Origin of the sequence: Dyadobacter sp. LHD-138 (assembly GCF_030929615.1) — a bacterium.
GTDB lineage: Bacteria > Bacteroidota > Bacteroidia > Cytophagales > Spirosomataceae > Dyadobacter.
In genome coordinates this window covers 35,515-47,961 of record NZ_JAVFVU010000050.1, presented here as the reverse complement: position 1 = coordinate 47,961, position 12,447 = coordinate 35,515, and the positions used below count along the sequence as shown (strand labels likewise).

Sequence of the window (12,447 nt, the reverse complement as noted above, 5' to 3'; positions counted from 1 at the left end):
GCCTTCTGGCAAAAGGATACGGACTAAGGCTTGATAGGATTCGTTCAACACAAACGGGATTGGTTCGGGCTACAAAGCAAATAATTTATTTCATTCCCCCCAACTTTTCAGCTTGATCCCAAAAAACTTTGAAAAATGAAATAGTAAGGCACAAAAAAAGCCCGTTACTCGGTAACAGGCTTCCCAAATGATATTATGATTAAACTTAGATAACTTTAACGTTAACTGCGTTTAGACCTTTTTTGCCATTTTCTACTTCGTAAGACACTTTGTCATTTTCACGGATATCGTCCTGAAGACCTGAAACGTGAACGAAAATGTCTTGGTCTCCATTAGATGGAGAAATGAAACCAAATCCTTTGGAATCATTGAAAAATTTTACTGTACCTTCTGCCATTAGTATTGTTCTTATATATTTTGAAGACCAAATATACGAACGTCTTTTGGATATACAAGAAAAAAAAATTTTTTATTTAGAAAAAGTAAAAATTAATTATTGCCCATAGGATTTGTAGAGTACTGTAAAAGGCTCTCAGATTCGCTCAGGAAGGATTTTTGAAATTCAATGCGGGTAAGATTTTTTTTACAATGGATAAATATTTACGTCGTTAATTTGTTCTCTTGTTAAGTTATCCCAGCCAATGCATGCCTGTAAATAAAGATGTTACCCATATTCCTCCCTTTTGGCTTCCCAATGGCCATCTGCAAACCATCTATCCTGCGCTGTTCAGGATTATTAAAGAGGTAAGTTATCAAAGGGAGCGGATTTCGACACCGGACAACGATTTTCTGGACCTGGACTGGTCCCTGGCCGGGAATAGCATAAATGGTTCGGGGAACAAAAACGATCTTGTCATATTATCGCACGGACTGGAAGGGGATAGTTCGCGGCAATACATTTTAGGGATGGTTCGGATGCTTAATGCAGCAGGTTATGACTGTCTGGCCTGGAATTTCCGTAGCTGCAGTGGTGAAATGAACAAGACTTCCCGGTTTTATCATAGCGGAGCAACAGAAGACCTGTCGGCCGTGATCCAGCATGCAATTCAAAAAGGATATGGTAAAATTCAGCTTTTTGGGTTCAGCCTGGGTGGTAACCTGACGCTCAAATATCTGGGCGAACAAGGCAAAAACATCCAGCCAAACATTGAAAAATCCGTTGTTTTTAGTGTTCCTATGGATTTAAAAGCTTGCAGTCTCGCCATTATTAAATTAGAAAACCGGGTTTATCAGGCCAGGTTTTTGAAAACCCTTAAACCCAAGGTTGATAAAAAAGCGGAACATTTTCCGGATGATATCAACCCCGCTGATTTCAAGTTTGTCAATACCTTATATGATTTTGACCATATTTTCACGGCGCCGCTTCATGGATTCAATAGCGCGGACCATTATTATGAATCATGCAGTTCGATGCATTTTGTGAAAAATATTGCCATTCCTACACTGATCGTAAACGCAGGCAATGATCCGATTGTGCCGTCACGCAGTCTGCCGGAAGGTATTATTGCCGGTTTGGACCATGTTTTTCTGGAAATTACCAATTCCGGCGGGCATTGTGGTTTTCGGCCATCGGCGTCTTCCGGGGGAATTTATTGGTCAGAATCACGTGCTTTGGAATTTCTTAGGCAGAAATAGTTGTTACAGAAATGGTTGTGCAGTTCTCTAATAATATAAGGAGTGAAATTTGCCGGATTATTTTTCCCAATCCTTTTGAATCAAATTTCTTTTTTGATTTGCCTGAAAAGCTGATTTTGTCCTTTTTTATAGATCATAAAAAATATTAAAAAGCGTCATATGCACTTTTTTTTAGGGTCATAGAAAACAGATTCGTAATTTTGTGGAAAAATTGGGAATTCAACCAAAATATACCGTTCGAACGTTTACATTTTAATTTGATACTTTTTCAGTTATCTCCCGCTTCATGCCGACATTAACACTCAATCCCCCGCACATCATCATTGATTTTGACAGCACCTTTACTAAAGTAGAAGGTCTGGACGAGTTGGCTGCTATTGCCTTGACAGGACATCCGCAACGTGAACAAATTGTTCAGGAAATTGTTGACCTGACGAACAAGGGAATGAATGGCGAGATGTCTTTTGCCGAAGGACTCCGTCAGCGCATTGATCTTTTGAAAGCTAACCGTGCCAACATTGAGGAATTAATTTCTTTTTTACGGACAAAGGTTTCTGACTCCTTCCTGCGTAACAAGCAATTTTTGACCGAAAATGCGGACTATATCTTCATCGTTTCCAGCGGTTTTAAAGAATTTATTGTGCCGGTTGTAACGGAATTGGGCCTGAGAGCCGATCATGTTTATGCCAACGAATTCCGTTTTGATGAGGAAGGCAATATCATCGGTATTGACGAGGATAATGTTTTGTCGACCGACGGAGGGAAAATCAAATTGCTGGCATCCCTGAAACTTGAAGGCGATGTGTATGCAATTGGCGATGGGTATACGGATTATCAAATCAAGGAAGCTGGTTTAGCTAACCGTTTTTATGCGTTTACAGAAAATGTTGAACGCCCGAAAGTGGTAGCCGTGGCGGATCATATCGCCACTTCTTTTGATGACTTTTTATTTGACAATAAATTAAGCAGAAGCCAGTCATATCCAAAAAGCAGAATTAAAGTGCTTTTGCTGGAAAACGTTCACCCGGTTGCTTTGCGTGCTTTTGAGGAGCAGGGCTTCAACGTGGAGTTTGTGAAAGGTGCGCTGGATGAAGATGAGCTTTGTGAGCGTATCAAGGACGTATCGATCATCGGTATCCGTTCTAAAACCAATATTACCAAACGTGTTCTTGAAAATGCCAATCGTTTGATGGCGATTGGTGCATTCTGTATCGGAACAAACCAGATTGATCTGGAAGAAGCGGCTGAACGTGGTGTCGCGGTTTTCAACGCGCCATACAGTAATACACGCTCTGTTGTAGAACTTGCGATCGGTGAAATGATCGTGTTGATCCGTAATATTGTTACGAAAACCAATCAGATGCACGCTGGCGTTTGGGACAAATCGGCCAACGGAAGCTTTGAAGTGCGCGGCAAAAAGCTGGGTATGGTGGGTTATGGAAGTATCGGTACACAGCTTTCTGTCGTGGCGGAGGCTTTGGGTATGGAAGTGTATTTCTATGATGGTATCGAAAAACTTTCTTTGGGAAATGCACGGAAAGTCAATTCGCTTGATGAATTGCTTAGTATTTCCGACGTGATCAGTATGCACGTGGATGGCCGTAAGGAAAATACCAATCTGATTGGAAAGCGTGAATTCGCGTTGATGAAAGACGGCGTTATTTTCATGAACCTTTCCCGTGGTCACGTTGTGGACATTGATGCGCTGGCAGAAGCTGTGAAAAGCGGAAAAGTGGCCGGAGCAAGTGTGGACGTATTTCCGAAAGAGCCGAAGACAAACGCCGAGGTTTTTGAAAGTGCATTACGTGGCTTGCCAAATGTGATCCTGACACCGCATATCGGGGGAAGTACAGAAGAGGCTCAGGAAAATATCGGATACTTTGTTCCTTCCAAATTGCTGGAATTCATGAACAATGGTAGTTCTTACGGAAGTGTTAATTTCCCTGAGGTACAGCTGCCAAAGCTTAAAGATTCTCACCGGCTGCTGCACATTCACGCAAACGTTCCGGGGGTTCTTGCGAAGCTGAACAATATTTTTGCGAAAAATAATATTAACATCACCGGCCAGTATCTTAAAACAAACGAGAAAATCGGTTATGTGATCGTGGATATTGCTAAAAATTATACTGAAGAATTTATTCAGGAACTGAAAGAAGTAGAAGGTACGATTCGTTTTAGAATGTTGTACTAATAAGTATAGTCGGGGATTGTCAAGGGGTGTCAGAAGTTCTCATTTGTAGTCATTCATAGTCAAGTGTAGTCAGGGGTGGCGGCAAATGACAATAATTGACTACAACTGACAAATCTTGACAAATCTTGACAACCCCAGACAACCCAATGACTCCCACTTTCTAGCATCATAAAAATGTCACTAACTTTTTTTACCCCAGGTCCCGCACAGCTTTATCCGACATTTGAAAAGCATTTACAAACTTTCGTAAGCGGGCAGCTAGGTTCCATTTCACACCGTAGCCAGCAATATCGTGATTTGCATAAGTTTACGGTTGATCAGGTGCGTACACTTTTAAATGTTCCGGATTCTCATGCCATTCTTTTTCTTGGATCGGCCTCGGAAGCCTGGGAACGTATTTTGTTTAGCTGTGTGGAATTGGAAAGTTTCCATCTGGTGAATGGTTCTTTTTCCAAAAAATTTCATGACTATTCTCAGGGATTGTGCAAGTACGCGCATATCCAGGAAAAACCGATGGGCGAAGGTTTCAGTGCCTCCGAAGTGATCGTTCCCGAATACGCCGAATTGATTTGTGCGACACATAACGAGACGAGCTCGGGTGTACAAATGCCCGTTTCTGAAATTCATAAACTGAAACAAAAATATCCGGATAAGTTTATTGCCGTGGACATCGTTTCATCTGCGCCTTACCCTGAGCTGGATTTCAGCCTGATCGATACTGCGTTTTTCTCGGTTCAGAAAGCGTTCGGTTTGCCGGCAGGTTTGGGTGTCTGGATCGTGAATGAAAAATGCCTTAAAAAAGCAGAATATATCCGAAACCAATATTCGATCGGTGCGCACAATGATCTGCCTACGCTTTGGAAAAATGCCCAAAACAACGAAACTCCTGCGACACCCAATGTGATGGGGATTTATTTGTTAGGTAAAGTTGCCGAAGATTTGAATAAAATCGGCGTAAAGACCATCCGTAAGGAAACGGAACAAAAGGCAGAACTGATCTATAAATTTATAGAAAATACGAGTGGTTTTGCCCCGTTCGTGAACGAAAAGAAATACCGTTCACAAACGGTGGTCGTGGCCAATACAGAGGCGCCGTCTACGGATATCATCAAAGCGGTGAAGGAAAAAGGGATGGTTATCGGAAGTGGTTATGGCAAGTATAAAGCATCTCAGCTGCGTATTGCCAATTTCCCGGCAACGTCTCTGGAACAGGTTCAAGCCCTGCTTCACGTGTTGGAAACTGTATAGAAAATACCGGTCAATAGCAAAAGCACAAAGCCAGAAATGGTTTTGTGCTTTTTTATTTTGTCATAAACCGCAATGAAATAGTCCTATTGGTGTAATTTGGCGTATAAATAAGGTCATAGCATTTTGTCCTTAACCAAACGTTACTTTTTATACGATGAAAGACCAGCAAAAAAAGCATGAGGATTCCTCAAGACGGGAATTTATTAAGACATCTTCACTGGCAGCTTCTGCCTTTTTTATTGTTCCAAGACATGTACTGGGAAAAGGTTTTGTGGCTCCAAGTGACAAACTGAATATCGCCGGTATTGGCGTTGGCGGGAAAGGGAAAAGTGACCTGGCTAGTTTCGCTAAAAGCCCGAATGTCAATATTGTCGCGCTTTGTGACGTTGACGACCGGCAGGCGGTTGTTTCCAGAGAGAAATTTCCAAACGCAAAATACTACCGGGATTTTCGGGAAATGTTGAAAAAGGAAGACAAAAGCATTGACGCCGTTTCCATTTCCACACCGGACAATACCCATGCCGTAGCTACTTTGGCGGCTATGCAGCTGGGGAAACACGTGTACACACAAAAACCATTGACCCACGATATTTATGAAGCCAGGATTTTAGGTCAGGCGGCTAAAAAATATAAAGTAATTACCCAGATGGGTAATCAGGGCGGATCAGGAAATGGGGTGCGCCGGATGAAAGAAATATATGATTCCGGCGTGATCGGAAAGGTAGACAAAGTGATCTGCTGGACCAACAGACCTGTCTGGCCGCAAGCCGTGCCAACCGACAATATAGACCCGGTTCCCAATGAACTGGACTTTGATCTATGGCTCGGCCCGTCACCAAAAGTAGGGTATAACAAAGCCTATCTTCCCTGGAACTGGCGCGGCTGGTGGCCTTATGGTACCGGTGCACTGGGTGACATGGCTTGCCATATCATGGATCCGGTTTACAGGATCCTCCCGATTTTATATCCGGTTTCAGTAGAATGCAGCGTCGCCAACACCTGGACTTTTACATTAAGAGAAAAGGATCACAACCCGGACTGGACACCTTTCTCCACTTCGATTCATTTGGATTATCCAAGGAATGACGGAAAAGGAAATATTAAAGTAAGCTGGTATGACGGCGGGATTCTTCCCGAGCTCCCACCGGAACTTCAGCCCGGCGAATTGTTTGGGAATTCTGACGGCGGCGTTCTTTTTATCGGAAAAAAAGGAAAGTTGATGGCCGACTGTTACGGAGCCAATCCGAGGTTGCTTCCGTTGAAGAAAAATGAAACACTGAAAGTGAAGGAAACGATAAAACGGGTTCCTAACGAAGATCATTATCTGAACTGGGTCGATGCCTGCATTGCCGGATACGGAAAAGGGGAAACAAGTTCACCGTTTGAATATGCGGCACCGTTTACGGAGAGTATCTTGATCGGGAACCTGGCGCTGAGAAGCTGGATGCTTCGCGATAACCCAACGGCTTTAAAAACGGCGGACAAATACAACGGCCGGAAAAAACTGGAATGGGATGCGGTCAATATGAAGGTAACAAATTATGATCTGGCCAACCAGTTTGTAAAAAGAGAATACCGCGACGGCTGGGACCTTGTTTTGTAGTTGTTGAAAATGATAGGATCCGGGAAGTTTTCACGTTGAAAGCTTCCGGATTTTTATTTTTCGATGCTTAATTGCAGAGGAATCAACGGGTTATTTTTTAATTTTCAACAATGAAATGTCATTTTGAGAATAAATAATTAGCTTTATGCTTTCTAAGGAAATACTAAAGTATTGATCACTTCTGATACCTTCATTTTGGAACCTACGGACCAGCAGCTCTGGACGGGTATACGAAACGGAGATGAGCAGGCTTATACGCTCATTTTCGAACGATACCACCGTACGTTGTATAATTACGGGAGCAAGTTGTCCGGTAACTCCGCGATTGTGGAGGATGCCGTGCAGGAAGTATTTATCGATGTCTGGCGTTTGAGGGCAAAGCTGACGGAAAATGTAACCTCCGTAAAGTTTTACCTCTATCGTGCCCTGAGAAGAAGAATTCACGTAGCCTCCGACAAATTTCCGGTTACAGAGGAGCTGACGATGCTGCCTGACCAGGAAATGCCTTATACTTATGCGAACTCGGAAACGATGCTGATCCAGCATGAGTCGAATTCTATGATTTCGAGAAGGATCCAGGAAGTGCTTTCGCAACTCCCCGAAAGACAGATCGAAGTCATCACGCTAAGATATTTTGACGATTTCAGCATTGAAGAAATTGCCGGTATTATGGGCATCAATGAAAAATCGGTCAGAAATCTCATCTACAAAGCGATAACATCTTTTCGCCAAACTCCCCAACATTTCCTTGTTTCTGTACTGATTTTGTGCCTGTTAATTATTTTTTGAAATTTTTTTCGAAAATAATTACATTTTGAAGAGGTCATTTTCAGGATTTGTCACTCTTTATTATTGAAAGAGCCATTGACCGAATTCTATTCACTATGAAGCATGACCCGTACTCGCTGACGGAATTGATCCGAAACGATGATTTTGTTGCCTGGGTCAGAAAACCCGATGAAAGGAATGAAATGCGTTGGCGGCAGTTTCTGCAAAACAACCCGCGGAAAAAGCAAACCGTTGAATCGGCACGCCGCTACATCATTTTTATGGGAGAAGACACGGGGAAATCGCAGCCAACGTCTGAACAAAGTGACAAGATGTGGAAAGCGGTGGAGCGTCATTTACGTGGAGAAGAAGAGGTTAAAGACGATGAAATCGTCGAAGAGGAAACGGAACCTGAGCCCAGAAAAATCTTATCGGGATGGCGATGGGCACGTATTGCAGCCTCCACGGTGCTTTTTGCAGGGATGGCTTCGTTCAGTTACTGGTATTATGTCAATCATGCGGGACAGGCAAATAGGTTCGGTTTAACGGTGATTGAACGTTCGTGGGAAAATCGGGTTGAAAAAAATAATGCGACAGCAAGGCCGATGATGGTTTTATTGCCTGATGGAAGTTCGGTAGTCTTGCAACCTGGCGGGATTTTGAGTTATGAGCATCATGGTAATGCCAAAACGAGGGAAGTACGTTTACAGGGCAAGGCATTTTTTGAAATTGTCAAAGACGAAAGCAAGCCATTTCTGGTTTATACTTTTGGACTGGCAACAAAAGTTTTGGGGACGAGCTTTCTGATTGATGCGCCGAAGGAAGGGAAGGAAATAAATGTAGCAGTGACCACCGGCAAGGTATCAGTATTTGCCCTTGAGGGTAACGATAACGCACATGATCAGGTAAATTCGAAGGAGCTAAAAGGATTTATCGTGAATCCTTCCGAAAAGATAGCTTTTTCCCCGGAGAGCGGAACATTTAAAAAATCACTTGAAAAAGTAACGGTTACGGAAAGTGAAGGAGATATATCGAAGCAGGCATTTGTGTTTGATGAAACACCGGTTTCGAAGGTATTTGAAACACTGGAAAAAGCCTACAGTGTAAAAATAATGTATGATCGGGATAGGCTGGGGGATTTTCCTTTAAATGCAACTTTGACAGGACAACCGTTCAAGGGAAAGCTGGAGGTAATTTGCAGCGCACTTGACGCAGCATTTGAAATATCGGGCAATCGGATTACGATTGTCTTAATGTCAGATCAATAGCAAAAAAATAGTATTAACGATCTGTTAGTCAATACAATGCTCAATATCTTGTTTCAACCGTTAAACCCAAAATATATGACCTGAAGAATTACTGATTGAAAATAAAAAAGGGCCAGCCATGTTCCAGCATGACTGAACCCGAAATCCCCAAAGTGAGTGGTATTACTACTTATCTGTTTTTCAACGGATAAATGGGGCGATTGTTGAATATGCTAAACAACAAATCTTGTCAAAAGTATGAAAAAAACTCTAAGAATGAATAACATGTCGGATACGTTCACAGGTTTCGCGTGTATTCTCTGTTTTCTGGCATTTCTATCGATAAGTCCGTCATGGGCCTACCGCGGGAATGTGCAGTCTGAATTAAATCAAAAAATAACCCTGAATGTTCAAAATCAGGATATTAAAAATGTTTTGCTGCAATTGGAAAAACGTACAAATGTCAAATTTGTATTTAGCTCCAAAGTGATTCAGTCAGACAGAAAAGTTAACATCAAAGTGCAGGAAACAGCCTTGTCTTCCGTGCTCGACCAGCTGCTTAAACCTTTGCAGCTGACCTATACCGTGACCGATGATCTTGTTGTCATCCGGCCTTTGAAAGCGTCAGATTCAGTTAACCAGAATGTTGAATTGAAGACGAGCTCCGTTTCCCAGTTGAGAACAATAACCGGAGTTGTGAAAGATACAACAGGCGCAGGTTTGCCAGGTGTGAATGTTGTATTGAAAGGAACGACAAAGGGTACATCGACCGATGTGAATGGGAAGTATAGTATTGATATTGAGACAAATGACGAAATTATTGTCTTTTCCTATATCGGATATGTTTCACAGGAAGTTCCCGTTGGATCACGAACCGTCCTGGATATCTCGATGAAAGAAGAGGCGTCACAGTTGAATGATGTCGTTGTGGTGGGGTACGGTACACAGAAAAAAGCCAGTATAACCGGCTCGGTATCGGCCATTACAAATGAAGAATTAGGCAGGGTAAAAGCGGGTTCAACCGTAAGTTCTGCCTTGGCTGGGAAAATTCCGGGTGTTTCGTTTCGTATGGATAATGCGAGGCCGGGTGCATCAGCAAATGTCAATATCCGAAATCTTGGAAGGCCTTTGTTCGTTATTGACGGGGTACAACAGGATCAGGGACAATTTAACCAGCTTGCTTCCAATGACATCGAGAGCATCACCGTACTTAAAGATGCAGCTGCGGCCATTTATGGTGTCCGTGCGGCAAATGGTGTCGTGGTGGTTACAACCAAAAAGGGTAAACTGAATGCAAGAAATACGATCAATGCAGATGTTAACTTCGGTTTTCAAAGCTGGACGCGTTACTTTGAGGGGGTTGATGATTCACATGCGTATATGCAATATCGTGCGGAAGCTGAAATTAACAGAAACGGCTCGACTGCGATTACGCCGGCTGAGCTTGAACGTTATAAAGCCGGTACGGAATACAATTACCGCAGCTTTAACTGGAGAGATTTTGTCATTAAAAAGAACGCTCCGATCAATACCTACAATTTGAATTTTACGGGAGGATCTGATAAAATAACCTATTACGTTTCCGGTACGCACTTGTTCCAGAACTCTGTTTTGGGAAGGGAGTATCAGTTTCAAAGAACCAACATACAGTCAAATATCACGGCGCGGATCGCGAACGGTCTTAAAATCGGGAGTAGTATCAATGGCCGCATTGAAACAACGTCAAACCCGGGTGTACCCGGAGGTGATGATTATGAAGTGGCTTTGTTTTCAACCATTCGTAATACGCCATTGGAAAGGCCTTATGCAAATGATAATCCTGCTTTTTTGAACGATATCAAGCATAATGAAACAAACTGGGGATATTTGAATAAGAACAAGGCAGGGAAGTTCAGAAGCGACTGGAGACAAATTCAGATCAATTTTGATGGTGAATATCAGGTTTCCGGTGTTCCGGGGCTGTCCGTTTATGGTATTTACTCATACTATTTTGCCGATAAACTGCTTAATAATCATGAATATACTTACGATACCTATACTTTTGATACGGAGAAAAAATCGTATAGCAGAACGGGCGGGAGTATCAATCCATGGCGTGAAAGAGAGCAGGCGAAGGAAGTAAAAACGACTGCTCAGGCGAGAATTAACTACGAAAAGAATTTTGGCCAGAATACCGTAGCCGTCATATTGGGTACGGAGCGTCTTACAGAAAACAGTCTTAGAAACTGGATACACTCGGTACCAAGCTCGAATGTGCAAAAACTGATGTATTTCGAAACATCTGACCGCTATGATGACTCAGAAGTAAACCGTGCCCGTGCAGGATATTTTGCCCGTTTGAATTACAGTTATGGCAATAAATACTTTCTGGAATTATCCGGACGACGGGATGCCTCCTATCTTTTCGCTCCAAACAAAAGGGTTGGATATTTCCCTGGCGGGTCTGTCGGATGGAGGATTACGCAGGAAGAGTTTATGAAAAAATTGTTGCCTGAGAATTCCATACTTACAGACTTGAAATTCAGAGGATCGTATGGCGTACTTGGAGACGATAGAAATCCAAATGATGCCAATCTGCCCATTGTGGATGAATTTGCATACCTGGAAGGGTATAAATATCGTGAAGGAACTGTTATTCTTGATGGAAAACCTGTTCTTGGATCGAGAAATAAAGGTGTTCCCGTTACGGAATTGAGCTGGATCAGAAGTCACATGACCAACATTGGTGCTGATTTCAGTCTTTTCAATGGTCAGTTGAGCGGATCGCTGGAATACTTCAGACGGAAACGTACGGGCTTGCCGGCCGCAAGAACCAACGTACTTTTACCGCAGGAAATTGGCTATTCCTTACCTTTGGAAAATTTGAACAGCGATTTGCGTTTTGGCTATGATTTCGCTTTGGGTTATACCGGACAGATAAGGGACGTGAAATTTAATGTTTCCGGGAACCTGTCTCTTTCCCGGGGTAAAAACCTTCAGCAATACAATCCACAGTTTTTTAATTCTGTCGACCAGTATTTCAGTTCGGGAGTAAACCGCTACCAGGGATATGTCTGGGGTTTTGAAAATATCGGACAGTTCCAGAGTCAGGAGCAAATCAACAATTATCCGGTGAATATCGACGGACAGGGCAATCGTACATTGCTTCCGGGAGATTTGATTTTTAAAGATTTGGACAGCGATGGGAAAATCACGGACTACGATCGCCGGCCAATAGGATATGCCAACGCATTACCCAATGTCAATATGGGTTTCACATTTGGCGCGCACTACAAAAGTTTCGACTTCAATGCTGACTTCTCAGGCGCGACCGGCTATACTGTTTTTCTAACAGAACCCAACCGTGTTCCTTTTGCCTATGATGGTAATTTGAATAAAATATTTGAAGACCGCTGGCACCGGGCTGATATTTTTGATAAAAACAGCGCGTGGATCCCGGGCAAGTTCCCTGCGCTCCGGTTCAACGACGGTAACCATAGCAACACCAGCCGTCCGTCCACTTTCTGGGCGCATGACGTAACTTATTTCAGGGCACGTACCATTGAGCTGGGTTATTCTCTTCCCAAGGAACTGATCGGCAAAGTGAAATTACAGAAGGCGCGTTTATATATCAATGCATATAACCTGTTTTCAATTGACAACATGAAAGATTACAACATCGATCCGGAAATTTCGGATGGACGCGGTCGCCAGTATCCACAAAGCAGAGTTTTTAACATTGGTGCAAATCTTTCATTTTAATGTATAGCCTTTAA

The 12,447-nt window shown here is 42.8% G+C and carries 8 protein-coding genes; 7 read left to right on the top strand and 1 reads right to left on the bottom strand.

What is annotated here, in order from left to right:
* Positions 1 to 205: 205 nt before the first annotated feature.
* Positions 206 to 397 carry a cold-shock protein gene (locus RB622_RS27070; RefSeq protein ID WP_090339609.1) on the bottom strand — a complete coding sequence of 64 codons (192 nt, stop codon included), beginning with the start codon at positions 395 to 397 and terminating at the stop codon, positions 206 to 208.
* Positions 398 to 645: 248 nt separating this feature from the next.
* Here RB622_RS27070 and RB622_RS27065 point away from each other — a divergent pair, with 248 nt between their 5' ends.
* The 7 genes from RB622_RS27065 (at position 646) to RB622_RS27035 (ending at position 12,433) form a co-directional block, all read left to right on the top strand.
* Positions 646 to 1,635, top strand: a complete 990-nt coding sequence (locus tag RB622_RS27065) for an alpha/beta fold hydrolase (protein WP_308049930.1) — start codon at positions 646 to 648, stop codon at positions 1,633 to 1,635.
* 286 nt (positions 1,636 to 1,921) lie between these two features.
* Positions 1,922 to 3,826, top strand: coding sequence for a phosphoglycerate dehydrogenase (gene serA, locus RB622_RS27060; protein ID WP_308049929.1), 1,905 nt, complete (start codon positions 1,922 to 1,924; stop codon positions 3,824 to 3,826).
* Between the two features lie 174 nt (positions 3,827 to 4,000).
* Positions 4,001 to 5,074, top strand: coding sequence for an aminotransferase class V-fold PLP-dependent enzyme (locus RB622_RS27055; protein WP_308049927.1), 1,074 nt, complete (start codon positions 4,001 to 4,003; stop codon positions 5,072 to 5,074).
* Positions 5,075 to 5,228: 154 nt separating this feature from the next.
* Entirely contained in the window at positions 5,229 to 6,677 is a 1,449-nt protein-coding gene (locus RB622_RS27050) for a Gfo/Idh/MocA family oxidoreductase (RefSeq protein ID WP_308049926.1), read from the top strand.
* A gap of 171 nt (positions 6,678 to 6,848) precedes the next feature.
* On the top strand, positions 6,849 to 7,466 hold the full coding sequence (locus RB622_RS27045; RefSeq protein WP_308049925.1) for an RNA polymerase sigma factor: 618 nt from the start codon (positions 6,849 to 6,851) through the stop codon (positions 7,464 to 7,466).
* Positions 7,467 to 7,561: 95 nt separating this feature from the next.
* Complete coding sequence (locus tag RB622_RS27040; protein WP_308049924.1) at positions 7,562 to 8,713, top strand: FecR family protein; 1,152 nt, start codon at positions 7,562 to 7,564, stop codon at positions 8,711 to 8,713.
* Between the two features lie 237 nt (positions 8,714 to 8,950).
* The gene (locus RB622_RS27035; RefSeq protein WP_308049923.1) at positions 8,951 to 12,433 is read left to right on the top strand and encodes a TonB-dependent receptor; all 3,483 of its coding nucleotides are present in this window, start codon (positions 8,951 to 8,953) and stop codon (positions 12,431 to 12,433) included.
* The last annotated feature ends 14 nt before the right edge of the window (positions 12,434 to 12,447 follow it).

Bases quoted from the DNA above. Each gene is read 5' to 3' on its own strand.
- RB622_RS27070 (WP_090339609.1), bottom strand. From the start codon at position 397: ATGGCAGAAGGTACAGTAAAATTTTTCAATGATTCCAAAGGATTTGGT.
- RB622_RS27065 (WP_308049930.1), top strand. From the start codon at position 646: ATGCCTGTAAATAAAGATGTTACCCATATTCCTCCCTTTTGGCTTCCC.
- serA (WP_308049929.1), top strand. From the start codon at position 1,922: ATGCCGACATTAACACTCAATCCCCCGCACATCATCATTGATTTTGAC.
- RB622_RS27055 (WP_308049927.1), top strand. From the start codon at position 4,001: ATGTCACTAACTTTTTTTACCCCAGGTCCCGCACAGCTTTATCCGACA.
- RB622_RS27050 (WP_308049926.1), top strand. From the start codon at position 5,229: ATGAAAGACCAGCAAAAAAAGCATGAGGATTCCTCAAGACGGGAATTT.
- RB622_RS27040 (WP_308049924.1), top strand. From the start codon at position 7,562: ATGAAGCATGACCCGTACTCGCTGACGGAATTGATCCGAAACGATGAT.
- RB622_RS27035 (WP_308049923.1), top strand. From the start codon at position 8,951: ATGAAAAAAACTCTAAGAATGAATAACATGTCGGATACGTTCACAGGT.